The sequence below is a fragment of the Mesorhizobium sp. B4-1-4 genome, assembly GCF_006439395.2.
In the GTDB taxonomy this organism is placed as follows: Bacteria; Pseudomonadota; Alphaproteobacteria; order Rhizobiales; family Rhizobiaceae; genus Mesorhizobium.
Genome location: NZ_CP083950.1, coordinates 894,398 through 921,171 on the forward strand (window position 1 = coordinate 894,398; position 26,774 = coordinate 921,171).

The 26,774-nt window shown below is 62.0% G+C and carries 25 protein-coding genes and 1 tRNA gene; 13 read left to right on the forward strand and 13 right to left on the reverse strand.

The genetic code is table 11. The features are described 5' to 3' along the window. Positions 1-96: 96 nt before the first annotated feature. The 4 genes from FJW03_RS04080 (at position 97) to FJW03_RS30310 (ending at position 4,330) form a co-directional block, all read left to right on the forward strand. Complete coding sequence (locus tag FJW03_RS04080; protein WP_140761301.1) at positions 97-1,020, forward strand: ABC transporter permease subunit; 924 nt, start codon at positions 97-99, stop codon at positions 1,018-1,020. Then, positions 1,013-2,134 carry an ABC transporter permease gene (locus FJW03_RS04085; RefSeq protein ID WP_140761298.1) on the forward strand — a complete coding sequence of 374 codons (1,122 nt, stop codon included), beginning with the start codon at positions 1,013-1,015 and terminating at the stop codon, positions 2,132-2,134. The genes FJW03_RS04080 and FJW03_RS04085 overlap by 8 nt, the downstream gene beginning before the upstream one ends. A gap of 16 nt (positions 2,135-2,150) precedes the next feature. Next, on the forward strand, positions 2,151-3,770 hold the full coding sequence (locus FJW03_RS04090; RefSeq protein ID WP_140693504.1) for an ABC transporter ATP-binding protein: 1,620 nt from the start codon (positions 2,151-2,153) through the stop codon (positions 3,768-3,770). Positions 3,771-3,958: 188 nt separating this feature from the next. After that, positions 3,959-4,330, forward strand: coding sequence for a hypothetical protein (locus FJW03_RS30310; protein WP_181169056.1), 372 nt, complete (start codon positions 3,959-3,961; stop codon positions 4,328-4,330). A 5-nt stretch (positions 4,331-4,335) separates the two neighbouring features. Here FJW03_RS30310 and FJW03_RS04100 read toward each other — a convergent pair whose 3' ends face one another. Both FJW03_RS04100 and FJW03_RS04105 read right to left on the reverse strand, forming a co-directional pair. Then, a complete protein-coding gene (locus FJW03_RS04100) occupies positions 4,336-4,776 on the reverse strand; it encodes a hypothetical protein (protein ID WP_140693507.1) in 441 nt (146 codons plus the stop codon). Positions 4,777-4,780: 4 nt separating this feature from the next. Further along, complete coding sequence (locus tag FJW03_RS04105) at positions 4,781-4,996, reverse strand: hypothetical protein (protein WP_140693668.1); 216 nt, start codon at positions 4,994-4,996, stop codon at positions 4,781-4,783. A 415-nt stretch (positions 4,997-5,411) separates the two neighbouring features. Between FJW03_RS04105 and FJW03_RS04110 the strand changes: the two genes are divergently transcribed. Beyond that, positions 5,412-5,488: transfer RNA gene (locus FJW03_RS04110), tRNA-Pro, on the forward strand. A gap of 1,365 nt (positions 5,489-6,853) precedes the next feature. Here the strand turns inward: FJW03_RS04110 and FJW03_RS04115 are convergent. Then, positions 6,854-7,117, reverse strand: coding sequence for a hypothetical protein (locus tag FJW03_RS04115; RefSeq protein ID WP_140761296.1), 264 nt, complete (start codon positions 7,115-7,117; stop codon positions 6,854-6,856). Positions 7,118-7,322: 205 nt separating this feature from the next. Between FJW03_RS04115 and FJW03_RS30315 the strand changes: the two genes are divergently transcribed. From FJW03_RS30315 to FJW03_RS04140, 5 genes are all read left to right on the forward strand, one after another. Further along, positions 7,323-7,607, forward strand: a complete 285-nt coding sequence (locus FJW03_RS30315) for a Rieske (2Fe-2S) protein (RefSeq protein WP_140761294.1) — start codon at positions 7,323-7,325, stop codon at positions 7,605-7,607. Further along, positions 7,588-8,559 (forward strand): SDR family NAD(P)-dependent oxidoreductase, encoded by a 972-nt coding sequence (locus FJW03_RS04125; protein ID WP_226890579.1) that lies wholly within the window; start codon positions 7,588-7,590, stop codon positions 8,557-8,559. The genes FJW03_RS30315 and FJW03_RS04125 overlap by 20 nt, the downstream gene beginning before the upstream one ends. 137 nt (positions 8,560-8,696) lie before the next feature. Then, positions 8,697-9,605, forward strand: coding sequence for an alpha/beta hydrolase (locus FJW03_RS04130; RefSeq protein ID WP_140761291.1), 909 nt, complete (start codon positions 8,697-8,699; stop codon positions 9,603-9,605). A 33-nt stretch (positions 9,606-9,638) separates the two neighbouring features. Continuing rightward, positions 9,639-10,487 carry an MBL fold metallo-hydrolase gene (locus FJW03_RS04135; RefSeq protein WP_140761288.1) on the forward strand — a complete coding sequence of 283 codons (849 nt, stop codon included), beginning with the start codon at positions 9,639-9,641 and terminating at the stop codon, positions 10,485-10,487. Positions 10,488-10,673: 186 nt separating this feature from the next. Next, a complete protein-coding gene (locus tag FJW03_RS04140) occupies positions 10,674-11,123 on the forward strand; it encodes a DUF3237 domain-containing protein (RefSeq protein ID WP_140610011.1) in 450 nt (149 codons plus the stop codon). 373 nt (positions 11,124-11,496) lie between these two features. Here FJW03_RS04140 and betB read toward each other — a convergent pair whose 3' ends face one another. The 5 genes from betB to betI form a co-directional block, all read right to left on the reverse strand. Further along, positions 11,497-12,960, reverse strand: coding sequence for a betaine-aldehyde dehydrogenase (betB, locus tag FJW03_RS04145; RefSeq protein ID WP_140610085.1), 1,464 nt, complete (start codon positions 12,958-12,960; stop codon positions 11,497-11,499). 149 nt (positions 12,961-13,109) lie between these two features. Next, on the reverse strand, positions 13,110-14,762 hold the full coding sequence (gene betA, locus FJW03_RS04150) for a choline dehydrogenase (RefSeq protein WP_140610010.1): 1,653 nt from the start codon (positions 14,760-14,762) through the stop codon (positions 13,110-13,112). A gap of 3 nt (positions 14,763-14,765) precedes the next feature. Next, positions 14,766-15,776: a threonine/serine dehydratase gene (locus tag FJW03_RS04155; RefSeq protein WP_140761504.1), complete on the reverse strand. Its 1,011-nt coding sequence runs from the start codon at positions 15,774-15,776 to the stop codon at positions 14,766-14,768. After that, positions 15,776-17,305, reverse strand: coding sequence for a choline-sulfatase (betC, locus tag FJW03_RS04160; RefSeq protein ID WP_140761285.1), 1,530 nt, complete (start codon positions 17,303-17,305; stop codon positions 15,776-15,778). Before betC ends, FJW03_RS04155 begins: the two co-directional genes overlap by 1 nt. Next, on the reverse strand, positions 17,302-17,892 hold the full coding sequence (gene betI, locus FJW03_RS04165) for a choline-responsive transcriptional repressor BetI (RefSeq protein WP_140761501.1): 591 nt from the start codon (positions 17,890-17,892) through the stop codon (positions 17,302-17,304). The genes betC and betI overlap by 4 nt, the downstream gene beginning before the upstream one ends. Before the next feature lie 200 nt (positions 17,893-18,092). On the opposite strand from betI, the gene FJW03_RS04170 reads away from it, so the two are divergent. Both FJW03_RS04170 and FJW03_RS04175 read left to right on the forward strand, forming a co-directional pair. Continuing rightward, entirely contained in the window at positions 18,093-19,259 is a 1,167-nt protein-coding gene (locus tag FJW03_RS04170) for an acetyl-CoA acetyltransferase (protein ID WP_140761282.1), read from the forward strand. Between the two features lie 28 nt (positions 19,260-19,287). Further along, positions 19,288-20,292 (forward strand): asparaginase, encoded by a 1,005-nt coding sequence (locus FJW03_RS04175; protein ID WP_140761279.1) that lies wholly within the window; start codon positions 19,288-19,290, stop codon positions 20,290-20,292. A gap of 9 nt (positions 20,293-20,301) precedes the next feature. On the opposite strand, the gene FJW03_RS04180 is transcribed toward FJW03_RS04175, so the two are convergent. Further along, on the reverse strand, positions 20,302-21,678 hold the full coding sequence (locus FJW03_RS04180; protein WP_140761276.1) for a TIGR03808 family TAT-translocated repetitive protein: 1,377 nt from the start codon (positions 21,676-21,678) through the stop codon (positions 20,302-20,304). A 116-nt stretch (positions 21,679-21,794) separates the two neighbouring features. Here FJW03_RS04180 and greA point away from each other — a divergent pair, with 116 nt between their 5' ends. Further along, positions 21,795-22,277 carry a transcription elongation factor GreA gene (gene greA / locus FJW03_RS04185; RefSeq protein WP_140761273.1) on the forward strand — a complete coding sequence of 161 codons (483 nt, stop codon included), beginning with the start codon at positions 21,795-21,797 and terminating at the stop codon, positions 22,275-22,277. Here greA and FJW03_RS04190 read toward each other — a convergent pair. From FJW03_RS04190 to FJW03_RS04205, 4 genes are all read right to left on the reverse strand, one after another. After that, a complete protein-coding gene (locus FJW03_RS04190) occupies positions 22,274-22,663 on the reverse strand; it encodes a type II toxin-antitoxin system death-on-curing family toxin (RefSeq protein ID WP_140761270.1) in 390 nt (129 codons plus the stop codon). The two genes, greA and FJW03_RS04190, sit on opposite strands and share 4 nt — an antisense overlap. Further along, complete coding sequence (locus FJW03_RS04195) at positions 22,660-22,881, reverse strand: AbrB/MazE/SpoVT family DNA-binding domain-containing protein (protein WP_140732770.1); 222 nt, start codon at positions 22,879-22,881, stop codon at positions 22,660-22,662. Before FJW03_RS04195 ends, FJW03_RS04190 begins: the two co-directional genes overlap by 4 nt. 70 nt (positions 22,882-22,951) lie before the next feature. After that, entirely contained in the window at positions 22,952-25,075 is a 2,124-nt protein-coding gene (scpA, locus tag FJW03_RS04200; protein WP_140761267.1) for a methylmalonyl-CoA mutase, read from the reverse strand. Next, positions 25,072-26,514 carry a methylmalonyl-CoA mutase subunit beta gene (locus FJW03_RS04205; RefSeq protein ID WP_140761264.1) on the reverse strand — a complete coding sequence of 481 codons (1,443 nt, stop codon included), beginning with the start codon at positions 26,512-26,514 and terminating at the stop codon, positions 25,072-25,074. Before FJW03_RS04205 ends, scpA begins: the two co-directional genes overlap by 4 nt. Between the last annotated feature and the right edge of the window lie 260 nt (positions 26,515-26,774).

Below are 26,774 nucleotides of genomic sequence, written 5' to 3' on the forward strand. Positions count from 1 at the left end.
CCGGAATCGCTTTTCGGAAAGTTCGGTGCGTAGATTTGAAAGCCGGAGTACAATCGTCCCGTTGGACGGATGTGTTCCGGATCAAGCGGGGCACCGATGCTGCGATATGTATTCCGGCGGCTCTTGACCGCCATTCCGACGCTGTTCGTTATCGTGACGATGGCGTTCTTTCTGATGCGGGTTGCGCCGGGCGGGCCATTCAACCAGGAGCGGGGACTGAGCCCCGAGATCAGGGCTAACCTTGAAGCCCAGTATGGTCTCAACGACCCGCTCTGGCTGCAATATGCGCATTATCTCGGCAATCTGCTGCGCGGTAATTTCGGCCCGAGCTACAACATGCCGGACTTCACCGTCACCGAATTGTTTGCCAAGGGCCTGCCCATTTCCGTCCAGCTCGGTGCCTCGGCGCTGATCCTGGCGCTGCTGCTCGGCAGCCTGCTCGGCACCATTGCCGCGCTCAACCAGAACAAGCTTGGCGACTATGCGGTGATTGCGTTGGCGACAGCCGGCAGCACCATTCCGACCTTCGTCATCGCGCCGGTGATCCAGCTCCTGTTCGGGCTGACCTGGAAGCTGTTGCCGATCGGCGGTTGGGGCGATGGCGCCTTCATCAACAAGGTCGGCCCGGTGCTGACGCTTGCCTTGCCGCAGATTGCCATCGTTGCCCGCCTCATGCGGGGTTCGATGATTGAATCGCTGCGGTCCCACCATATCCGAACCGCCCGCGCGCTCGGCCTTTCCGACTTGTCGGTGGTGGTCAAGCACGCGCTGCGCGGTGCCATCCTGCCGATCGTCTCCTTCACCGGTCCGGCGGCGGCAGCGCTGCTGACCGGCTCGGTCATTGTCGAGACCATCTTCTCCATTCCCGGCGTCGGCCGTTATTTCGTCGATGCCGCGCTCAACCGCGACTACACGCTGGTGATGGGGACGGTGGTGGTGATCGCCATCTTCACCATCGTCTTCAACCTGATCGTCGATGTCATGTACGCGGTCGTCGACCCAAGGGTGCGCTATGACTGACATCGCAGCCACAGCTCCCGTCGTGGTCGGCCGCTCGCTCTGGGGCGATGCCTGGGCGCGCCTGAAGGCCAATCGCGCCGCCATGTTCAGCCTCTACTACCTCGTTTTTATCGCCGCCATCAGCGTGTTCGGCCCTTGGTTTGTGCCGCACCAGTATACGACCATCTATGCCGACTATGTGCGCACGCCGCCGAGTCTTACGGCCTACCCGAAGGCCGATATGATCGAGACGGCCCTCAACGACGCGATCAAGCGCATGCGGGTCGACATCAAGGAATGGAAGCAGGATGGGGAGCGCGTCACGGTCACCGTCACCTCCACCAAACCGATCGATGATCGCAACATCCGCTACCTCGACCGCTCCGATGCCTTCGACGACACCAAAGTCGAGAGCAAGTCGCCCGACGGCCTCGAAGTGGTGATGAGCACGTCGGTGAAGCAGCAATATTTTCTGTTCGGCACCGACAATACCGGCCGCGATCTTCTCTCGCGCACACTGATGGCCGGCCGCATATCGCTGGCCATCGGCCTGCTTGCTGGTGTCGTGGCGGTGGTGATCGGGGTGGTCTACGGCGCCACGGCCGGCTTTGCAGGGGGCAAGGTCGACGAGGTCATGATGCGCATCGTCGACGTGCTCTATTCCTTGCCGTTCATTTTCTTCGTCATCATGCTGGTGGTGTTCTTCGGCCGCAATTTCGTGCTGATGTTCCTGGCGGTCGGTGCGGTGCTGTGGCTCGACATGGCACGCATCGTGCGTGGCCAGGCATTGTCGATCCGACGTCAGGAATATGTCCAGGCGGCGGAGGCGATGGGCGTCGGCCACCGCGGCATCCTGCTACGCCATGTCATCCCCAATCTGCTTGGTCCGGTGGTGATCTACATGACGCTGCTGGTGCCACAGGTCATTATCCTGGAAAGCTTCCTGTCATTCCTCGGCCTTGGCATCCAGGAGCCGATGACCAGCTGGGGCGTGCTGATCTCGGTCGGTGCCAAGAACATCGGCACCGCCAACTGGCTGCTCCTGTTCCCCGCCTTCTTCCTCGTCTCGACGCTGTTCGCCCTGAATTTCGTCGGCGACGGCCTGCGCGATGCGCTCGACCCAAGGGATCGATAAGATGGGGATCGCTGAGATGACCGCTCCTGAAACGATCCTCAGCGTCAAGGACCTGCGCGTCCGCTTTCGCACGCTGGATGGCGCCGTCGAGGCGGTGAAGGGCATCAACATTCATGTCAACGCGGGTGAGACCGTTGCCGTGGTCGGCGAATCCGGCTCCGGGAAAAGCCAGACCATGATGGCGGCGATGAGCTTGCTGGCCTCCAATGGCGAGGCGTCAGGCAGTGTCGACTATCGCGGCCGCAACCTGCTGACACTGAGCAAATCCGAGCTGAATAAGGTCAGGGGCCGCAAGATCAGCATGATCTTCCAGGAGCCGATGACCTCGCTCGATCCGCTCTATTCGATCGGCAACCAGTTGATCGAGCCGATCCGGCGGCATCGGGGCCTGAATGCCGCCGAGGCGCATGAGGAGGCGCTGAAGCTGCTGCGGCTGGTGCATATTCCGGATCCCGAGCGGCGGATGAAATCCTATCCGCACGAAATGTCCGGTGGTCAGCGCCAGCGCGTGATGATCGCCATGGCGCTCGCCAACGACCCCGACATATTGATCGCCGACGAGCCGACGACGGCCCTCGACGTGACCATCCAGGCACAGATACTGATGCTTCTGGCCGAGTTGCAGCGCAAGCTTGGCATGGCGATCGTCTTCATCACCCATGACCTTGGCATCGTCCGGCGCTTCGCCGACCGGGTCTATGTCATGCGCCAGGGCGAGGTTGTCGAGGAAGGCGAGGCGGAGGCGATCTTCGTCAACCCGCAGCATGCCTATACCAAGATGCTGCTGGCGGCCGAACCGACAGGCACCAAGGCGCCTCCGCCCGCCAATGCGCCGGTGGTCCTTGAAGGCAGGAATGTCGAAGTCACATTCAAGATCGGCGGCGGGTTTCTGGCTGGTGAACCGCTGATGCTGCGTGCGGTCGATCACATTTCGATCCGGCTGCAGCGCAACCAGACCATCGGCATCGTCGGAGAATCCGGCTCGGGCAAGTCGACGCTCGGCCGCGCCTTGCTGCGGCTGCTGCCGAGCGATGGTTTGATCCGTTTTGGCGATCGCGACATTTCCACCGCCGACCGGCAGGCGATGCGGCCGCTGCGGCGTCAGATGCAACTCGTTTTCCAGGATCCATTCGGCTCGCTATCGCCGCGCATGACAGTCGGCCAGGTCATTACCGAAGGCCTGCTGGTGCATGAGCCGAACCTTTCGGGCAAACAGCGCGACCAGCGCGCGGTCGAGGCCTTGCGCGAGGTCGGCCTCGATCCGAACGCCCGCAACCGCTACCCGCATGAATTCTCTGGCGGGCAGCGGCAACGCATCGCCATTGCCCGCGCCATGATCCTGAAGCCCAAAATGGTCGTACTGGATGAACCGACCTCGGCGCTCGATCGCTCGGTGCAGAAACAGATCGTCGAACTATTGCGCAAGCTGCAGGCGGACCATGAACTGTCCTACCTGTTCATCAGCCACGATCTCGCCGTGGTGCGCGCCATGGCCGACTACATCATCGTCATGAAGCAAGGCAAGATCGTCGAAGAAGGGCCGACCGAGGCGATCTTCGGCAATCCGCAAGCGCCCTACACGCAGACGCTGATGAACGCCGCGATTGATGTCACACGGTTCCGGTTGAGTGCGTGAGACTTCGCGCCAGGTAAAGGCAATCATCACGGCTGTGCGCTCAGCCAGCTGACCTATGGCACCTGCGCGCCCGCGCAGCGACAATGGCATCATGTTGCTGCTTCAGCCGTTCGATCCTGGCCGTCTCGCGGTTAGCGATCGCCGTCTTCACGCGCGAGCCACCCAAAAGCCAGCGTGGGACACTGCTGTTGGCGACCTTGCCGCGCGTGATCGCGGTTTGCGAGATCGCGCTGGCGGTGCTTCCCAGCGCGCTGTTGAGTTCGGTGCAGCTCATGCTGTCGTATTTCGCTGGGTTGCCGGTCCCGCCGATCGACGAGCAGCCAGTAGCAAGAAGCACCGCAACCAAAACAGTCGGTGCCGATGCTGCCGTTGAAGCCAAGTTCATGTCCGCATCCGGCTCGCCGTCTTACCGGCCCCTCATATCCATCGAACTACCTAGGGCCGATGCCCATTTCGTCAAAGCCTTGCGCCCCGCCGGGCATGGTCGCCGCCTGCTCCGGTCCGTGATGCGTGAACCGTCGACCCGCCCACGGCGGCTGGCCAGTGCATCAATCTTTTGAGATTTTTATGCCGCCTCGGCGACGAAGCTGTCCAAGGGCGCGCAACCGCCGAGCACGGCCTGGGCGATGTCGGTCTCGGTTTCATCGACATGCGCCGTCACCAAAACAATCCCCTCGGCTGCGCTCCGATCATCCGGTTTTTTGGCAGTCGGGACGAATGCTCCAAGCAGCGCGCCAGCGCCACCGCCGCAGAGCGCGCCAATCATTGCAGTTGCAGATAATCCGGCCGGAAGCGAACTGACGCCGTAGACGGCGACAGCACTCAGGCAAGCCAGCACCCCGGCGACAGCGCCAAGGATGACGGCCGGCGTCCTTAGGATCCCGATCTCGTCGTGGTAGGGGCCGATAATGGCAATGCGTACGCAAGGAATGCCCGCCGCCACCAGATCGCCGGCGACCCGTGCCGCTTCGGCATGGGAATCAAAAAGCCTGCTGATTGTCCGCATGGTCTCAGGGCGTTCCCTTGTCGGCCAGCGTGTCGGTAACGAAAGAAGCCGCGATCAGATCGTCGCCATCGATCCGGCCGTGGCCGTCCTCGATCACGGCTGCGACCTTCTGGAAGGTCCTCATTTCACCTTCGGTAATCCGGGCCTCCCGCATCCTGTTTCTGAGCCCGGCCACGCGCATTCCCAAGGCATGGGATCTTGCAGTCTCACGGTTCGACATGTTCATCCAATTCCGCTCTTCTGATCGTGTGATCGTGTCCGCGCCCACCAACGAACTGGGACGGAGTGCAAATGTTCCCGGGGCTGGGCTTCGGTCGGTTGGTAGCAGGACCTAAGTCTGACCGCAAAACCCTATGGCCCCGTCAGGCGCACCGCCCGGAACAGCCACCGGTTGCCCTCGTTGTCCGCTGCAGAATCGTCGGAGGAAGCTGACCAGAAAAGTGTTGGCGCGTTGGTTGCTCGCACCGGTCTTCGCAATGGCCATCACCGCCATGGTGATTGGCATAGTCCTCGGCTGACCGTCCAGGCACAGCTCCGCACCCGAGGGCGACGAAAGCTGGCGAAATGCGACAGAAGCGCTGCCATTGCCGCTTGCAGGAATGAAGTGTGGCGGCTATAAGCCCGCGGTCTGGTCACGGAGTGTAGCGCAGTCTGGTAGCGCACCTCGTTCGGGACGAGGGGGTCGCAGGTTCAAATCCTGCCACTCCGACCAGAAAGAACAAGCACTTAGGCATCCCGAGACTGCCTACCCCATAGATACCCTCACAGAAAAAACGGAAAGGCATCTAGGCCGCTTGATGCAGCCTGGCAAGCGCACAATTGTTGAAGTGGCTTGCTAGCCTATAGGTGGGCTTCTTCGGAACCTCCATTAAGCCACATCAACGGCAGACGGTGCCTGCTTCTTCAGCGCCGCTACGGCTGCGAGAACGTTTATTCCGATTTCGCTAAATGATGATGTATAGGCGCATGCCAACCATGACTATGAGGTGATCGTCCAAGAAATCCAATCCTGGCGAAGCGCTGAGTATCGGAGAAGCCTCAAAGGCAATTGGCACATACTTTAGTCGTCGACGGGCCCCGCGCCGCCCCATCGCTCCGCTTCCGCCCCGGGTGAAACTGTAGCCCGCCAATCCGCTTATGATGCGGTGGGCGGCTCTGCGCCCCTTGCCTATAGGCGCGGGGTAGAGTTGGAGCGGAGGTGCCGTGGGCGTTGCTACGACACATCATCGATCTCGATCGACTTAGAAAATCGTCTTCGATGGGAGCTACACCGGCAAGCTCGCTGATCTCAAACGTGCGGACGGCTCTCAGCATCACCGGCATAGGAGCCAAAATCTGACGGCCTCCTTCCGAGCTGCTCTCCTGCAACACTAAGGTATCGCCAACACCATCGTGCAATAGATTTGATGAAGCGACCGGCTGATGTTTGTGGCCAAGCATGTAGTGAACGCGGAAGGGTGTTCAGGTCAATCAAGGCCGGAAAGCCGCTCTCGACCTGAGCGACCGCCTCACTTCCGGAGCGCATCGCGGCCGGCCACAGCCCGACAGGATCAGGCTTTGCGGGGCAGTGGGCTAGCTATGAACTTCGATCGAACTATTGGCGAGATTGCGGAATCCAAATCAACTCAACCGATGCCGCCGCAGGGCGCCGGATAAGCCAATTCATCAGCAGAATGAACCAAACGCTAGGAGGATACTTATGAGCACGTCCGCAACACCGATGACTTCGTCCGCCAGCGTCTACGTTACCTCCGCGTTCTGGGAGCGCATGTGGCGCACGAGCGGCATTCAGTCCGTCGGCCTCTTCATCATCGCTTATGCGATCTATGGGCACCAGCCGCAGGTCGCCGCGTCGACCGATACACTCGTCTCATTCTACGATGGGGATCGCACATGGATCCTGATCGCTGCGATCTTCTCGGGCTTGGCCGTACTCAATCTTCTATGGTTCGCGGCAGCGTTGAGGAATACCTTGGCGGATGCGGGACAAGATGGCTGGGGCGCAGCAGCAACCGCCGCCAGCGCAAACGCTCGGAGCACTGTTGCTGCTCCAGGTAACGGTGGGTGCATCACTCGCTTACTCGATCGCCGGTTCGCCAGATCGAGCACTCGTATCCGGACTGAACGGATTCTCTTGGGCTCTCGGCGTGCTGACTTCATTCCCACGCGCGATGTTGATCATGTCTGGTGCGTTCGGCCTTTGGCGGGCCAGGCTGATTTCCAATGCGCTCTTTGCAACCGGTGTAGCAGCTGTCGTGCTCGGGTTACTGGGCGGCACCACCTGGTTGAGCGACGGAATCTGGGCTCCCGACGGCGCATATTCGCGGTACGTTTCTCCCATCCTCCTTTTCGCATGGGTTCTTGTCGTGAGCCGGGTTCTCTTGAGCCGAGCACCCGCGACGCGTGTCGGGTGGTAATCAGGATTCAGCCACACTCGGGTATCAGTCAGCTCGGTGCAGTGGGATCGGGCGCTACGATCCCGAACATTTTCTTCGCCCCCTATTACCTGGACGACCGAAAGCGACGAATCTCAATCGCGCGTGTCGATGACCGCCTCCACGTTCGACGACCTTTGCACATGCGCCCACGAATGCATGCCCGCTCTCGGGTGGGTCACTTGGCCGGGGCTGGCGATCATGTGCCAGTGCCACGGGTCCCGGTTTGACATCACGACTGGAGCCGTCATCCACGGCCCGGCGACCAGGCCGCTAAATGTTTATGACGTGCGGGAAGTCGAAGGCGGCATTCAAATTCACCAGTCAATGAGGATCGTCGCCACAAGACCAGCACGACCGCTGTTGCGGTCGAACAATGAGCCGATTTTTCTTTGAACCTGAGGTAAGCCAGATGACGAAACATACACATGACACTCCGATCCTCGTGACCGGAGCAGCCGGCGCTGTTGGCGGCATCGGCCGCAACCTCACCGAACTCCTGCTCGCGAGAAGGCACAAGGTGCGCGCCTTGGTTCGGCGTGAGGACAAGCGCGCCGAAGCGCTTCGGCGGCTTGGCGCCGAGGTCGTACAAGGCGATCTGACGGACCTTGCCTCGATGCACCGCGCCATCGAAGGTTGCCAGCGCATCTATTTTGGAATGTCTACCTCGGCGGCGTACCTGGAAGCCACGGTCAACACCGCCGCAGTGGCGCGCCACCACGGCGTCGAGGCCTTTGTGAACATGTCACAAATGACGGTCTCGCAGATGGGCATCAACGAGACCACTGACAGCCCGCAGCACAAGCTGCACTGGCTGTCGGAGCAGGCCCTGTCCTGGTCTGGGCTGCCGGTCGTCACCGTACGGCCGACGGTCTTCCTCGAGGGCTTCTTTCTTCAACTCGTTGCCCCCGGCGTGAAAGCCTCCGACGCGTTGGCGCTGCCCCTGGGGAGCGGCAAGACCTCACCGATTTCAGCAGTCGACGTAGCGCGTGCGGTCGCGGCGATCCTCGACGAACCCGCACCGCATATCGGACAGATCTATGATCTGACAGGGTCGGAATCGGCCGATCTGGACCACTATGCGCGCGTGTTCTCCGAAGCGCTCGGCAGGCCGATCGCATATCGGGACGTCCCACTCCCGGCGTGGAGCGAGGGCCTTCGGCAGGCGAAGTATCCAGAGCACGTAGTCCGCCATCTCTCCGCCATGGCCGAGTTGACCAAGCAGGGGCGTTATGACCGCATGACGGACACTCTGCGCAAACTCACCGGCGAAGCACCGACGAATATGCGTGACTTCGTGACGCTCCACGCCCCTGAGTTCAAGCAGCGCGAACCGGAGCATTCGTAGGCGTTGGCTATCATTTCCCAGCGCAAGAATCGGCCGGACACGCAAATTACTCGCCTGAGCGACGTCAGACATGAAGACGAAACAGGATAACCCGATCCTCGTGAAATTCGTCCACACCGCCTGGACAAAGGAACATCATGGTTGAGCAGCGTGACATTAGATTTCCGGTAGAAGGCGCGGACTTCCTACGTGGCTGGCTCTTCTTGCCGCCAAAGGGAGCGGGGCCATTGCCCGCGATCTCCATGGCTCACGGCTATGCGGGGATCAAGGAGCATGGGCTTGCGCGGTTCGCCCAGGCCTTCGCAGAGGCAGGCTTCGTCGTACTTGTCCATGACCACCGTAATTTCGGGGCGAGCGATGGTGCCATTCGTCACGACATCGATCCCTGGCGCCAGATTGCCGACTGGCGGCGCGCGATCTCTTTTCTGGAATCCTTGCCGGAAGTCGATGCGGCGAGGATCGGGATTTGGGGCACCAGCTACGCCGGTGGCCATGTGCTGGTGCTAGGAGCGACCGACCGGCGCGTTCGGGCTATTGTCTCCCAGGTGCCAACCATCAGCGGCTATGAACAAGGGCTGCGCCGTGTAGCGCCAGATATGGTTGCCGCGTTGGAGCGCCTGTTTGACGAAGACGAGCGTGCACAGCTTCGCGGCGAGCAGCCGCGGCGCCAGCAAGTGGTCAATGCAGACCCGTCGATTCCGGCATCCTATCGGGCCGGCGACGCGATCGCATTCTATCTCCAGCCGTTGCCGCCGGGCGCCTGGGAGAACGAGGTCACCGTCAGATCAGGCCGCCTCGCGAGAATGTACGAACCCGGGCATTGGATCGCCTGCGTCTCGCCGACACCATTACTGATGATAGTCGCTCTGGCTGACAACATTACCCTGACAGACATTCAGTTGCGTGCCTATGAGCACGCGCTGGAGCCCAAGAAGCTCGTGACCGTTCAAGGTGGGCACTTTGATCCTTACCTGGAGCAGTTCCCAAATGCCTGCGCCGCCGCCCTAGCGTGGTTCAGTCAGCATCTGGCCCCTGCCAAATCATGAATAGTGCCGCCTCTAAACTGAAAGGGCAAACCAGTGTCGAAACCTCTCCAATGGAAGCTGTTCATTCAGAAGCGCGCGAGCGCAACCCAAGGTGTCCCGCCCGGCAAGGATAACCTCAAGTGGGTGGCTAATACGACCACGTTGATCTTTGGCGAGCGAGAGGCCTTGCTGGTCGATACGTTTCTGTCCGATGCCCAGACGGCTGAGTTGGCCGACTCGATCAACGCCATTGGCAGGCACTTATCTGCCATTTACATCACTCATGCTCATCCAGATCATTTCTTCGGTCTGAAACTTCTACGCGATCGGTTTCCGGAGGCGCGGGCAATCGCGTTGCCGCAAGTGGTGGAAACTATGCACAAGACGCTCACAGCCGACTCAGTCGAAAACTGGCGGACCCGATTCCCGGGACAGGTCCCCGCCAGCCTTGTGGCCGCCGAGCCACTCGAAGGTGGCACTTTCACCCTCGAAGGGAACGAGATCATCGCGGTCGACATAGGGCACACGGATACTGATCACACGACTTGCCTTTATGTGCCATCGATCAGCCTTGTGGTCGCCGGTGACGCTATATACAACGAAACGCATCCCTATCTAGTCGAGTCCGACGGACAAGGCCTTGCTGATTGGCTCGCAGCCATCGACAAGGTCGAATCGCTGAATCCGCAGGCTGTCGTCGTCGGCCACGGTCCACTCGATCCAGATAGCTCGCCGCGGCACATTCAACAAACGCGCCGCTATATCCAAGACTTCATTCGGCTTGACGACGAGACTGCAACGGCACGCGAACTCTACGACCGCATGCTCGCGCTGTACCCGGACCGCATCAATCCAGGATCACTTTGGGGGAGCGCCAACGCGGCCAAACCCCGGAGCAATTGAAGGGCAATGAAAAACCGTTGCTTGGTTTCGTTCTCAACACCATCGACAAACATGTCGAAGGGCTTTTGAAAACCCGGTCAGGGCCATTGAGGCTCGACACGGCTACGCATGCGGCGCGAACAACTCCGAGAGCCGGCCGCCGCACAGCATCAGCTCCGGCGACCGATTTTATCCCAGGAGGCGGCTATGAACTTTGAATTTGAGTTTACGCTCTCTGTCCCGCTTAACGCTCCGATAGACATTGGTCCTGGTCCGTTCGGAATGCGAAGATACTTCGAGATCAGTGACGGCACCATTGTGGGCAAGAAGCTAAATGGGAAGATTTTACCTGGCGGTGGAGATTGGGCTCTAATTGGCCCAGACGGGTTCTTCCGTCTCGACGTGCGCACTCAGTTGGTCACCAACGACGGCGCTTTCATCTATTTGTATTACCCCGGTTTGATCGAACTTAACGAGACGGTCACTCGGGCACTGGCGACAGGCGGCAGTACCGAATACGGCGACCATTATCTGCGAAGCACACCGCGATTTGAAACGGGCGATCCGCGATACGCGTGGCTCAATCAGAGCCTTTTCGTAGCAGAGGGGCGGTTGAGTGCTGGTGCCCTTGAGTACAAGATCTATCGCGTGGCCTAGTTTGTGGTGCATCTCGCCAATGTCTGCCGTGATCCCCCGGTCCGGGGCTGCTGTCGAATATGCCTTGTAGTAGCGCCGCTTTGAGTAAAAGCTTACGCTACGCCGATCGCACTCGCTGGCAACGTGAACTGAAAGATCACACCTTGGGGCTCTGCGGTAACTAGGCCGAACTGCAAGCCGCGATTCTTCGAGTGGGACCTCCAGCTTCGACCGCAAAGGTGGCGCCCACCTTATTTCCTTGGTGAAAACAAGGGCTAAGAGGTCTTGCTTCGCCGCTAACATCGGCTGGCCTGCTGTTCTTCATCACCTGCGCGGCATGCCACCCAAAGTCGCCTCGGCTTTTGCGAGAAGGACAAAGGCGGCGTAGCACCGCTCAATACGGGCTCGCCACATCTCCCATTTCGACATAGACAGCCTTCAGCTGCGAATAAAGCGCCAGTGCCGCCAGCGAGTTCTCGCGGCCGATGCCGGACTGCTTGAAGCCGCCGAAAGGAATTTCCACCGGCGTCAGATTGTAGGCATTGATCCAGCAGGTGCCGGCCTGAAGCTCGGCGATGACGCGATGGGCGCGCGGCAGGTCGCGCGTGAACACGCCCGCGGCGAGGCCGAATTCGGTGTCGTTGGCACGGTCGATCACCTCGTCCTCGCCATCGAATTTCAGCACGCTCATCACAGGCCCGAAGATTTCCTCGCGCGCGATGCGCATCGTGTCGGTGACACCCGTAAATACCGTCGGCTCGACAAAGAAGCCGCCCTGGAAGCCTTGCAAGGAAGGCACGTTGCCGCCGCAGGCGAGTGTTGCGCCGTCCTGCTTGCCGGCCTCGATATAGCCGACCACCTTCTCATGCTGCGCCCTGGATACCAGCGGACCCATCTGGGTCTCGGGGTCGAGCGGATCGCCGATACGAATCTTCTTCGTCCGCTCGACCAATCGTTCGACGAAGCGGTCATGAATGCCGCTTTGCACGAAGACTCGCGTGCCGTTGGAGCAGATCTGGCCGGTCGAATAGAAATTGCCGAGCATGGCGCCGCCGATGGCGTTCTCGATGTCGGCGTCGTCGAAGACGATCAGCGGCGACTTCCCCCCAAGCTCCATCGTCGCGTGCTTCATCTTCGAACCGGCTGATGACAACACCTTTCGGCCGGTCGGCACCGAGCCCGTCACCGAGACCTTGGCGACGATATCGTGGCCGACGAGCCCGGCGCCGACGTCGCCATAGCCCTGCACCACATTGAACAGCCCATCGGGCAGGCCGGCCTCGCTGTAGATCTCGGCCAGCGCCAACGCCGAAAGAGGGGTGTTCTCCGACGGCTTGAACACCATGGCGTTGCCCATGGCCAGCGCCGGCGCCGATTTCCAGCCGGCGATCTGGATCGGGTAGTTCCAGGCGCCGATGCCGACGCAGACGCCGAGCGCCTCGCGCCGCGTATAGGCAAAGGGACCGCCAAGATCGACGGCCTCACCATTATAGGCGGCGACCGCGCCGCCGAAATATTCAAGGCAGTCCGCCGCCGAAGGCGCGTCCGCCACAAGCGTCTCCTGGATCGCCTTCCCGGTGTCCAACGTTTCGATGCGGGCGAGATCTGCGTTGCGGGCGCGCAAAATGTCGGCGGCGCGGCGCAGGATGCGGCCGCGCTCGACCGGCTTCAGCCGCGCCCAGGCCGGCTGTGCGGCCCGTGCGGCCTCGATCGCGAGTTCCAGCACGTTCGGCGTCGCCGAACGCAGCATCGCGATGGTCTCGCCCGTTGCCGGATAGATGACCGGCAACGGCGCGCCCTGCTCGTCGTCGATATAGCGTCCGTTGACATAGTGCGATGCCGTGGGCTGGGCGCGCATGGGAGTCTCCACATTGTCTTCGCCGCAGCGCCGCGCGTCCTCCTGGACGCGCAAAGGACGCTGCAGCACCTTATTTCTGCGCATGAACTTTCCAGAAATCGAATCCGATTTCGGGATCATGCGCCGGAGGAATGTCCCGGGATCATGCTCTATCTGTCCGACACCTGCCAGCGCGGATTGATCCATGGCTCCTGGTTGGAGGGCGCCAGCGGCGTGCGGCCGAGAATGTGGTCGGAGGCCTTCTCGCCGGTCATGATCGACGGCGCGTTGAGGTTGCCGTTGGTGACACGCGGGAAGATCGAGGAATCGGCGACGCGCAAGCCCTCGACACCGATGACCCGGCATTCCGGATCGACGACACTCATTGCGTCGTCGGCTCGCCCCATCTTGCAGGTGCCGCACGGGTGATAGGCGCTCTCGGCATGGTCGCGGATGAAGACATCGAGTTCGTCGTCCGACTGCACATGGCTGCCCGGCGAGATTTCCTCACCGCGATAGGCGTCGAACGCCGACTGGCCGAAGATCTGTCGCGTCAGCCGGATGCAGTGACGGAACTCCGCCCAGTCGTCCGGGTGCGACATGTAGTTGAAGTGGATCACCGGCTTCGATTTTGGATCCGGCGAGCGCAGCGTCACCGAGCCGCGTGATTTCGACCGCATTGGTCCGACATGGGCCTGGAAGCCATGCGACTTCGCCGCCGCCTTGCCGTCGTAACGAACCGCCGCCGGGATGAAGTGGTACTGGATATCGGGGTAGTCGACGCCGGCGCGCGAGCGCACGAATGCCGCCGCCTCGAAATGGTTGGTGGCGCCGAGGCCTGATTTGAAGAACAGCCACTGCGCCCCGATCATCGCCTTGGAGAACGGGTTGAGCACCGAATTCAGCGTGATCGGCTTGGTCGATTCCTGCTGGATGTAGAGCTCCAGATGATCCTGCAGGTTGCGGCCGACGCCGGGCCGGTCGGCCACGACGGCAATGCCGTTTTCGCGTAGATGCTCGGCCGGGCCGATGCCGGACAGCATCAGGATCTTGGGCGAGTTGATCGACGAGGCGGCGACGATCACCTCACGTCGCGCCTTAACGACCTGAATCTGCTTGTGAGCCTCGATCTCGACGCCGATGGCGCGTTGATTCTCGATGATCACCCGCCGGGCAAAACCTTTGACCAGACTCACGTTTTTACGCCTGAGCGCCGGCTTCAGATAGGCTGATGCCGCCGACCAGCGCCGACCGCCCAGAATGGTCTGCTCCATCGCGCCGAAGCCTTCCTGCTTGGCACCATTATAGTCGTCGGTCAGTTCGAACCCGGCCTGACGGCCCGCCTCGACGAAGGCACCATAGAGCGGATTGCGCCGCGAGCCGCGCTGCACATGCAGCGGCCCACCATGTCCGCGCCAGCCGTCCTCGCCTCCGTCGGAATCTTCCATGCGCTTGAAATAGGGAAGCACGTCGGCAAAGCCCCAGCCGGCCGCCCCCTGTTCGGCCCAATGATCGAAGTCGCGGGCATGGCCGCGCACATAGACCATTCCGTTGATAGAGGACGAACCGCCGATCACCTTGCCGCGCGGCGTCGCCAGCACACGGCCGCCGAGATGGGATTCAGGTTCGCTGGCGAAGCCCCAGTCATAGAGGCTCATGTTGAGCGGGATCGACAGCGCCGACGGCATCTGGATCAGCGGCCCGATATCGCTGCCGCCGAATTCGATGACGATGACCGAATGCTTGCCGTCTTCCGACAGGCGATAGGCCATGGCCGAGCCGGCGGAGCCGGAGCCGATGATGACGAAATCCGCTTCAAGCATGGTTCATGTCAGCCCATTATTCATATGCGTGATGAAATCGGCGAGCGAGACGTTGCCGCCGGTTGCGACCACAAGAACGGTCTTGCCCTTCACATCCACCTTGCCGCCGAGCAGTGCGGCCAGCGATGCCGCGCCTGACGGCTCCAGCACCAGCTTCATCCGCTCGAAGGCAATCCGCATTGCCTGCCGCACCGATTGATCGTCCACCGTGATGATGCCCCGCACGCCCGCGGTCTTGACCGCCGCGAAGGGCGCATCGCCTGGGCGTCGCGACATAAGCCCGTCGCAGATCGATTTCGGCCCGATCGGCATCGTCTCGATGCTGCCATGCGCCAGGGAGGCACCCATGCCGTTGAATCCTTCCGGCTCGACGCCGATGATCTCGGTAGCCGGCGACAAATAGTGGAAGGCAAGCGAAACGCCGCCGATCAGCCCGCCACCGCCGACCGAGCAGAACAACAGATCGGCGCTGGCATCCTTGGCGGCAAGCTGGTCGAGCGCCTCGAGGCCAGCGCCCGCCTGGCCGGCGACGATCTCGGGATCGTCGAACGGATGCAGGAGAGCCACGCCTTCGGTCTCGGCGATTTCGCGCGCCTTGGCGGCGGCGACCTCCTCACGGGCGCGCTCGCCATGGTCGGTGAGCACGACTCGCGCGCCGTAACCCGCCGTGGCGTCACGCTTGGCGGCCGGCGCGTCGATCGGCATGACGATGGTGACGGGAATGCCGAGCGCCTGGCCAGCGGCGGCCAGCCCCTGCGCGAAATTGCCGGAAGAATAGGCGACGACGCCCCTCTTCGCCTCGTCGGCCGAAAGCCGCTTCAGCCGCCAATAGGCGCCGCGTATCTTGAAGGATCCGGCCCATTGCAGCGATTCCGGTTTGACGAAGACACGGGCCGCACCTGTCTCGCGCGCCAGTGCCACCGATTCCAGCAGCGGCGTGATCTGCGTCGCCCGGGACGTGACGGCATAGGCCTGCTTGAGATGGTCGAGGGTAGGGACAAGGATCTGGGTCATCATTCGCCTCGCGGGAACCGCTTCTGCTCTTCGAGCACGTTGAGATCCATGTGGTTGCGCATGTAACGTTCCGACGCCTTTTGCAGCGGCTGGAATTCCCAGGGGTAGTGCATGCCGTTGCGCAGCGCCGGATAGACCACCCAGCGCCGCGCCTGGCTGGCGCGCACGGCGGCATCGAACGCCGCCATGTCCCAGCGCGCGCGGACTTTTTCCATGAACGTCGCCACCAGCCCGGCATGCGCCGGATCGGCGGCGAGATTAGCCAATTCATGGGGGTCGGATTCGATATCATAGAGTTGAGGCGGATCGATCTCGCAATGGACGAACTTGTAACGGCCATCGCGGATCGCCACCAACGGCGCGTTGGAGCCTTCGGCGGCGTATTCCATCAGCACTGGTGCGGTGCGCTGCTTGCCATCCAGCAGCGGCAGCAGCGACTGGCCATCGGTCCATGGCGCGATTGCGCTCATGTCGATGCCAGCGAGGTCGCAGAGCGTCGGCGTCACATCGAGATTGGAGACCGGCGTGTCGATCCGGCCGGCCGGCACGCCCTTGCCAGCGATCATCAGCGGCACCCGCGCCGAGCCCTCGAAGAAGCACATCTTGAACCAAAGCCCGCGCTCCCCAAGCATATCGCCGTGGTCCGAGCAGAACAGGATGATTGTGTCGTCGAGCATGCGCGTGCGCTCCAGCACCGACAGCAACTCGCCGACCTTGTCGTCGAGATAGGAGATGTTGGCGAAATAGCCGCGACGGGAGCGGCGGATCTGCTCGGCAGTGATGTCGAAACTGTCGTAGTCGCAGGCCTTGTACAGCCGCTTCGAATGCGGGTCCTGGCTGTCATAGGGAATGAAGGCCACTTCGGGCTCGAGCGCCGCGCAATCCTCGTAAAGATCCCAATATTGCCGCCGCGCTACATAGGGATCGTGCGGATGCGTGAAGGAAACCGTCAGGCACCAGGGCCGGTGCGCGGCGCCGTCGGAGACGCGGGCGAAATCATAGAGCTTCTGCACAGCGTGGAAAGCGACCTCGTCGTCATACTCCATCTGGTTCGAGATCTCGGCGACGCCGGCACCGGTCACCGAGCCCAGATTGTGGTACCACCAATCGATGCGCTCGCCGGGCTTGCGATAGTCCGGCGTCCAGCCGAAGTCAGCCGGATAGATATCGGTCGTCAGCCGCTCCTCGAAGCCGTGCAATTGGTCGGGCCCGACAAAATGCATCTTGCCCGACAGCACCGTGTGATAGCCGTCGGAACGCAGATGATGCGCGAAGGTCGGGATGGACGAGGCGAATTCGGCAGCATTGTCATAGACCTCGGTGCGCGACGGCAACTGGCCGCTCATGAACGAGGCCCGGCCCGGCGCACAGAGCGGCGAGGCCGTGTAGTTATTCGCAAAGCGCGCCGAGCGTGCGGCCAACGCCTTCAGATGCGGTGCATGCAGGAAGGCCGCCGGTCCATCGGGGAATAGCGTTCCGTTGAGTTGATCGACCATGACGATCAGGAAATTGGGTCGTTTCGCTGTCACTGTTTTTGCCGCTCGCCGAGTTTGGTTTCGAGATAATCCTCGACGAGCGCGATCGCGGTTGGGGCGTCGGGCACGCCGTCCTTCAGCGCACGCCTGATGTACAGCCCGTCGATCATCGCCGCTGTCGCTTCGGCGGCACGGTCGGCCTCGGCCCTGGGCAGGATGCCGGTTAGCCCGCTCATGAGGTTCGAATGCAGCCGTCGCGCATAGACCCTGAGCAACCGCCGCAGCGAGGACGATTTCTGTGCCTCGACGTAGAAGGCGAGCCATGCGGCGATGGTTTCCGGCTGGAATTGGATGTCGGAGAAGTTGACGGCGACCACGGCCGAGACGCGTTCGCGCGGGGACGCTGCGGATTGCAGCGCGCGGCGCATATCGATGGTCAGTTCGGCCAGGATGTGCCGCATCGTCGCGAACAGCAGCTCGTCCTTGGCGCCGAAATAGTGATGGGCAAGGGCCGAGGACACGCCAGCGCGCCCGGCAATCTCGGACATGGTCACATCAAGCGAGCCGCGCTCGCCGATCGCCGAGATCGTCGCATCGATGAGCGCCTTGCGGCGCAGTGGCTCCATCCCGACTTTCGGCATCTCGCTAGGTTCCTCTGAAGCAGGATTATTTTTTATTGACGGATCAATCAACAAAAAAATCGTCGCAGGCTCGACCTGCACCAAGCGATTGTCTGGTTCCGGCCCTTCACGGCGAACGCAGGAATGTTTATATTTGAACAATAAAGGCGAAGTGCGCCATAGGCCCACATGCTAGGCTGGCGCGAAGGATGGAGACCGCCATGACCGCATGCATCGTCGGCTGGGCGCATTCGCGTTTCGGCAAGCTCGAGGGCGAAACGCTCGAAAACCTCATCGTCAAGGTCGCGACGGACGCGCTCGACCATGCCGGAATCGGCCCGGACGATGTCGACGAGATCGTGCTTGGCCATTTCAACGCCGGCTTTTCGGCGCAGGATTTCACCGCAAGCCTGGTGCTGCAGGCCGATGACCGGCTGCGCTTCAAGCCGGCGACGCGCGTCGAGAATGCCTGTGCGACGGGATCGGCGGCGGTCCGGCAAGGTATTCGTGCCATCGATGCCAACGCGGCCCGCATCGTGCTGGTAGTCGGCGCCGAGCAGATGACGACGACGCCCGGGCCGGAAATCGGCAAGAACCTGCTGAAGGCCTCCTATCTACCCGAGGACGGCGACACGCCGGCAGGGTTCGCCGGCGTCTTCGGCAAGATCGCGCAGGCGTATTTCCAGCGCTATGGCGACCAGTCGGACGCGCTCGCCATGATTGCCGCCAAGAACCACAAGAATGGCGTCGACAACCCCTATGCCCAGATGCGCAAGGATTTCGGCTATGATTTCTGCCGGCAGGAAAGCGAGAAAAACCCCTTCGTCGCCGGCCCGCTGAAGCGCACGGACTGCTCGCTGGTTTCCGACGGCGCCGCCGCCCTTGTCCTGGCCGACACGGCAACGGCTTTGAAGATGCGCCGTGCGGTTGCCTTCCGCGCCAACGAACATGTGCAGGATTTCCTGCCGATGTCGAAGCGCGACATCCTGGCCTTCGAAGGCTGTGAACAGGCCTGGACCCGTGCGCTGAAGAACGCCGGCGTTACGCTTGACGATCTGTCCTTTGTCGAGACGCATGACTGTTTCACGATCGCCGAACTAATCGAATATGAGGCGATGGGTCTGGCGAAACCCGGTGAGGGCGCCAAACTGGCGCTTGACGGCACGACGGCAAAGGACGGCCGCTTGCCGGTCAATCCCTCCGGCGGACTGAAGGCCAAGGGTCATCCGATCGGCGCAACCGGTGTGTCCATGCATGTCTTGACCGCCATGCAGCTTGTCGGCGAAGCCGGCGGCATCCAAGTGCCGGGCGCAAAGCTTGGCGGCATCTTCAACATGGGTGGCGCGGCGGTGGCCAACTACGTTTCCATTCTCGACCGGATCAGGTAAACCGCCCCTGCATTCGCGGGAGGTGACATTGGCAAATCCGGTTGTGATCGAGGTTCTGCGCGGTTCGATCGTCGAGAGCGCCCATCGCGGTGCCGTTGCGGTCTTCGATGCCGACGGCAAGTCGGTCTGGGAAATCGGCGACACCTCAAGGCCGGTGTTTCCACGCTCGGCGGTCAAAGCCATCCAGGCCTTGCCGCTGGTCGAAACCGGTGCTGCCGACGCTTTTGGCTTCGGCAACCGCGAACTGGCGCTGGCCTGCGCCTCGCATTCGGGCGAGCCGGCGCATGTCGAACTGGCGCGAGCCATGCTGGCCAAGGCCGGACTGGACAAGTCAGCGCTCGAATGCGGCGCGCATTGGCCGTCGAATCATGACGCGGAGATCGCGCTCGCCCGCGCCGGCGATTTGCCGAATGCGCTGCACAACAACTGTTCGGGCAAGCATTCCGGCTTCCTCTGCGCCTGCGTCCATTCCGGCATCGCCCACCGCGGCTACGTCAAGGCGGGGCACGCCTTGCAGGAGATGGTGCGCGACGCGATGCAATCGGTCACCGGGGCAGTGCACGGCCCGGATGAGCGGGCGACCGACGGCTGCTCGATCCCGACCTATGCCGTACCGCTTAGGAGTTTCGCGCTCGGCTTTGCCCGCATGGCCACCACAAATGGTTTTGGTCCCGAGCGGGCCAAGGCGGCAAAGCGGCTGCTGGGCGCCTGCATGGCGGAGCCCTTCTTCGTTGCAGGCACTGGCCGCGCGGATCTGGCGCTCATGGAAGCCGCACCTGGCCGGATTTTTGCGAAAGGCGGCGCCGAAGGCGTCCACTGCAGCGCGCTACCTGAACTTGGCCTCGGCATAGCGATCAAATGCGATGATGGTGCCGGCCGCGCCGGCGAAGCCATGGCTGCCGCCGTCCTTGCCCGATTGTTGCATACGGACGAGGCCTTGGCGGCAAAGCTAGACGGAATGGCAAACGCGCCTATCGAAAGTCGGGTCGGGGCCAAGGTCGGGGCACTGCGGCCGACACAAGCCTTGAATTGAAAGCAGCGATCAACTGACCCGGTTGCGCTCGACTGTCAGATGCGCGAAGCCGCTGTTGCTCAACTGGGTGAGGTCGGCCGTCACCGGTTCCGCCCAGCGCTGCCCGACGACGGCGCCGTTCAACGTGCCGTCAATGACGTTGTCGGAGATGACGGCCGTGCCCGCACCTTCGGCCACGCTCACGGCAATGCCGGTGCCTGTCTTGCGGATGATGTTGCCGGTGGCCACGACATTGCGCAGGTATGGGCCCCAGCCGATCGACATGCCATAGAGCGGTGCGTTCTCGATGACGTTGTTGGAAGCGACAGTGTCGGCCTCGACGGCTATACCGACGCCGAAGCCGGGCGGATCGGCCGGGTAGGGGCCGGTGGTCGACAGATTGCGCACGATGTTGCCCGAGCAGACGCCCATGCGGCCGCCTTCGTTGAAGTTGACGATCGAGATGCCGTTGGCCGCGCCGTCGACGATATTGTTGCTGATGACGGCGCCCTCGAATGAGAATTCGGAATAGACCGCGGTCTCGCCCGAGCGCGAGCAGGTGTTGTCCGATATCTGCAGGTTGCTCGAGCTGTTGGCCCTGATCGCCGAAAAGGCGCAATCCGAGACCACATTGCCCGAGATGACGACATTGCCGGCGCGAAAGGCGTTGATGCCGTTTCCGTTCTGGCCGGTCCCGCCGCTGCGCGCGCCGATGCGTTCCACGCGGTTGCCGGTGACCATGGTGCCGTCTTCCGCCGCCTGCCAGCGATGAACGAGAATGCCGCCATTGGCGCAGTCGGCGACGGTGTTGCCCGTGATCGCCAGCCCACCGGCCTCGACCGAATAGATGCCGGCATCGGCTGCGCCCGATATGTCCGAGCGTTCGATGCGGCCCGCCGCATGTTCCAGCGCCAGTCCGTTCTTGCCGCTGCCCGTTATCTGGCAATTGTCGACGACGAGATGGCCGACCCGGCGCAGATCGAGCAGCCCTTGCGCGTAATCGCCCATCGTGCGGTTGGAACCGTCAAAGACCAGCCCGCTCAGTTCGATATGGTCGGCCTGTTCGGCCATGAAGAGGTGGCCGTCGCCGCCATAGACGATCCGCGTGGCACCCGGCACGCCGGAAAGACGCACGCGGTCGGGCAGCGACAGGTTGGAAACAACATAGCTGCCGGGCGGTAGGAACACCGGCATGTCGCGGCTGTTCGCGTCACGCAGTAGCTTGGCAAAGGCCTTGCTCTGATCATCGAAGGTGCCGGGTTGTACGCCCAGTTCGGTGGCATTGATGGAACCGCGCATCGAGGCCTTTTCGATGCCGGTAAGGCTCGCGGCTGCGGCCTTGCCGAGCGAGAGGCCGATGACGGCAAAGCCGGCGGTCCGCGTCAGCAGCGTTCGTCTGTTCAACATCGGCACAGAATCCCAGTGTTCAATCCTGACACCGCAGGAATCGTGCCAGACGCCCAGGTGCCTGTTCTCAGCAGCAATGGCTTGTCGCACGGCCATTCGGCGCCTAAGTTCAGGAAATGAGCAGAGCTTTCACCCGCGAAGAAGACAGCGAAAATGCCATCGCCGGCGTCGGCGAGCGGCCGATCAGCCCGCACCGCAATCTGGTGACCGAGCGCGGTCTGGCGCAGATAGAGGACAATCTGGCCGAGTTGCGCGATGTTCTGGCGAAAGCTGAACGGAAAGCCGACCGCGAGCGCATCGCCGTGGTGTCGCGCGACCTCCGCTACTGGACCGCGCGGCGGGAGAGCGCCGAGCTTTCCACACCGGAGCCCGGTAGCGACGTCGTCCGCTTCGGCATGGGTGTCACGCTGGAAGGCGACGACGGCAAGAAGGTGCATTGGAAGATTGTCGGCGAGGACGAAGCTGATCCGTCGAAGGGCAGCATTTCGCATGTTTCGCCGATGGCGGTCGCGCTGTTTGGCAAGAAGCTCGGCGATGTGGCTGCTGTAAACGGCAAGGAATGGGAGATCGTCAAGCTCTCGGACAAGGCCGAGAACTAGCCTTCGAGCTTGACGACATGGTCGCGGAAGAACGCGGCGGCTCCGGCCTCATCGATTTCGCCTGCGGCAACGGCCATGACGAACTCGTAGAGCGTGCCCTCATCGGTTGTCAGGACATGGCCGTTCACGATCAAAAATGCGCCGGCTGCTACGATGGCGGTACGTTTATTGCCGTCCACAAAGGCATGGTTCCTCGCAATACCGAAGACATAGGCGGCTGCAAGATACTCAACGGAAGGCTCTCCGTAGCTTGCCTTGTTTTCGGCGCGGGCAAGCGCCGATTCAAGAGCGTTTTCATCTCTTAAACCTTGTGCTCCGCCGTGTCTGCGCAATTGCTCGGCGTGCATCGCTTCGACCGCGCGGCGGGCCAGAAACTCCCAGCTCATTCCGCGAGCTTCTGGAGCGCGACCTTGTACTTGTCCATGACCTTACGAGCAGCTTCCATCTGCCGCTCGAAACTGTCATCCACCGGCTCAAGGGCAATGCCCTTATCCGTTTCGACAATCTGGAGCTGATCACCTGTCTTCATGTTCAGGCGGTCGAGAAGCTCCTTCGGCAGGATTACACCTTCGGAATTACCGATCTTGCGGATGGTCGTGTTCATGGCGGAGTATTCCGTTGCAACGGTGATTATAACGTCTCGCGTTACTCGTTACAACGGAAATTATAACTGGTCAGCCTTCCGCCAACAACCTGTCCATCAACCGATCCGCCGCCTCCGGAATAACAGTTCCCGGCGGAAAGATTTCCGCTGCACCAGCTTGCAGCACCGCATCGTAGTCCTGTGGCGGGATGACGCCCCCGGCCACGATCAGCATGTCGCCGTGGCCGAGCTTTTTCAGCGCGTCGCGCAATTCGGGGATCAGCGTCAGGTGCCCTGCCGCCAGCGACGAGGCGCCGATGATATGGACTTCATGCTCGACCGCCAGTTTGGCGATCTCCTCCGGCGTCTGGAACATCGCGCCGACGGTGACGTCGAAGCCGAGGTCGGCGAAGGCGGTGGCGATCACCTTCTGGCCGCGATCGTGGCCGTCCTGTCCCATCTTGGCAACGAGAATGCGCGGCTTGCCGCCGGTCCTTTTCTCGAAAGCGCCAAGCTTGTCCTGCAGCCCATCGACCACTGGATTGTCGCCAAGCGCCTTGCGATAGACACCGGAAATGGTCTGTACGGTGGCGACGTGCCGGCTAAAGGCTCTTTCCAGCGCGTACGAGATTTCGCCGACCGTGGCATTGGCGCGCGCGGCGCGGATGGCGAATTCCAGGAGGTTCTCGTTGCCTTGCGCGGCACGGGTCAGCGCATCGAGCGCGCTTTCCACGGCGGCGACATCGCGTGTGCCCTTCAGATGCTGCAGCTTCGACAATTGCCGGGCTCTCACCTCGGCATTGTCGATCTTCAGTACATCGACCTCGATGTCGGTCTCCGGGCGATGCGCGTTGACCCCGACCAGCATCTGCTCGCCGGAATCGATGCGCGCCTGCGTGCGCGCGGCCGCTTCCTCGATGCGCAGCTTGGGAATACCTTGTTCGGTCGCGGCGGCCATGCCGCCAAGCGCCTCGACCTCCTCGATATGGGTCATCGCGCGCGCCGCCAGGTCATGAGTGAGCCGTTCGAGATAGGCCGATCCGCCCCACGGATCGATGATGCGCGTGGTGCCGGATTCCTTCTGCAGGATGAGCTGCGTGTTGCGGGCGATGCGGGCCGAATGGTCGGTCGGCAGCGCCATCGCCTCGTCGAAGGAGTTGGTGTGCAGCGACTGCGTGTGACCCTGCGTTGCCGCCATCGCCTCGATCATGGTGCGGATGATGTTGTTGTAGGGATCCTGCGCCGTCAGTGACCAGCCGGATGTCTGGCAATGGGTGCGCAGCGACAGCGAGCGCTCGTCCTTCGGCGCGAAATTCTTCTCCATCAAGGTCGCCCACAGCAGGCGCGCGGCCCTGAGCTTGGCCACTTCCATGAAGAAATTCATGCCGATCGCCCAGAAGAAGGACAGGCGTGGCGCGAAGCGATCGATATCGAGGCCTGCCGCCACGCCGGCGCGGGCATATTCGATACCATCGGCGATCGTATAGGCAAGCTCCAGGTCGGCGGTCGCGCCGGCCTCTTGCATGTGGTAGCCGGAGATCGATATCGAATTGAACTTCGGCATGTTCTTTGACGTGTAGGAGAAGATGTCCGAAACGATCCGCATCGACGGTTTCGGCGGATAGATGTAGGTGTTGCGGACCATGAACTCCTTCAGAATGTCGTTCTGAATGGTCCCGGCCAGATCCTTCTGTGCAACGCCCTGTTCTTCCGCCGCGACGATATAAAGCGCCATGATCGGCAGTACCGCGCCGTTCATCGTCATCGACACGGTCATGTCGCCGAGCGGAATGCCGTCGAACAATTGCCGCATGTCGAGGATGGAATCGATGGCGACGCCCGCCATGCCGACGTCGCTTGCGACGCGCGGATGGTCGCTGTCATAGCCCCGATGCGTGGCGAGATCGAAGGCAACCGACAGGCCCTTCTGGCCGGCGGCAAGATTGCGCCGGTAAAAGGCGTTGGACTCCTCCGCCGTCGAAAAGCCGGCATATTGCCGGATGGTCCAGGGGTGCTGGACATACATGGTCGGGTAAGGCCCGCGCACGAAGGGCGGCAGGCCCGGATAGGTATCGAGATGCGGCAGGCCCTTGAGGTCGCCCTGGCTGTACAGATGTTTGACGACAAGACCTTCGGGCGTCATCCGCTGGCCCTTGACCTCTTCCGATGCGCGGCGCGGCGGCGCCCAGCCGATCTGACTGAAATCCGGAATCAAGATGCGGCCCCGATGGATTGGTCGATGCGGACCGGAAACAGCGGTTCGCAAAGCACGACGCCTTCAGTGAAGGCAGGGCGCCGTTCGGCGTCGAGCGTCTCGACTGGACGCTCGCTTTTCAGCGGATAGAGCGTGGTGCCGATGATCGCCCGCCCGCCCGCCTTGAAGGCGGCTTCGCGCCGAGCGGCCGCCGTGCGGACGCGTTGCTGGATGTGTCCTTGCTGAAGACTGGACAGCACCCCCCCCTCGGCCTCGATCGCCTGCAATTCCACCCATGCCGCAGCGCAAAGATCTGATGTCAGCGCTTCCACCGCCCCGGAACCATAGGCAGGATCGGCGACATGATCGACATGGCTTTCATTGGCCATGATCAGCTGCGCGTTGCGTGCGACGCGGCGGGCAAAAGGCGCCGGCAGGCCGTGCGCGATCGTATGCGGCAGGATGGAAATCGAATCGGCTCCCCCCGCCGCCGCCGCGAAGCAGCCGATCGTCGTGCGCAGGATGTTGGTCTCCGGGTCCAACGCCGTCATCATACGGAATGATGTCTCGGCATGGATATTGGCGGTGGAATTGGGAATCGAGCAGGCTTCCTGCACCCGTGCCCAAAGCCTGCGCAAGGCCCGCACCTTGGCCATCGACAGGAACTGGTCCTGGTCGACACTCAGCGCGAAACCGATATGAGGTGCCGCATAGATGAGCGGCTGCCGGGCTTTTTCGAACATTCTCAGATAAGAGACCGCCGAAGCCAGCATGATGCCGAGTTCCTGCGCTTCCGTGGCACCGGCATTGTGGAAGACGCGCCCGTCCGCTTCCAGAAGCACACCGGGAACGTCCATCGAGAAGAAATGCGCCAGCGATTGCGGCATCGATTCCTGCAATGCCTCGATCGACATGCGCAACCTGCCGGTCCCGGCAAGGATCGCCGCCGGATCGATGCCGAAAGAGAGGTTGAGTTTTGCCGGATCGGAGCGGCGCTTGCTCAGGAACGCCACCAGCCAGTCGGCCATGGGGCGGCTCCACGGATGGGTGTCGATGCGGATCTGGACCCGGTTGAGGGGCACGCCCTCCAGCACCGTTTCAAGCGCCTGCGCAGTCCTCGGCAGGCCGTAGCCGAACGCGTTCGGGGCGCCTTCGAAGACGAGCGACAATCCGGTCGCGCCCTGCGCGACATCGTCCAGGACCTGGGCCTTGGCCCGATCGACATCCGGGTCGTCGACGCGCTGGCTGACGATCCAGGGCGCTCGGGGATTCGCGCGCACGATCGGTTCAGCTCCGGTCGCACGCTCGTGGAGCGGCTCGATGCGGATGTTGTCGTCAGTGTGCGAAACCAGCTTTTCCTCGAAGGACGCCCCGGCCAACGCCTTTTCTGCCAAAGCCAGCCATCGCTGGCGTTCGGCATCCGCCGCTTCAACATCCCTGGTCAAGGCTCCAGCGCCCATCCATCTTCCTCTTTATGTGGCCGCACCAGCCGGAGCAATTCAGTCTACGGTCACCGGTCGGTTATCGCAATGCACGACCAAGGTCTGAATTCGATCCATCGGATATAGGTCGGCTTGTGTGGACGAACCATGAACGATTGCCAAACACCAGCAAAATCCGCAAGCACGAAAAAACCGATCGCGACGATTGGCATTGTCGCTCCGCAACGGCCTCACTATACCTTCGGGCAAAGGCGGGCTTTAGACACATCAGTTTGCGG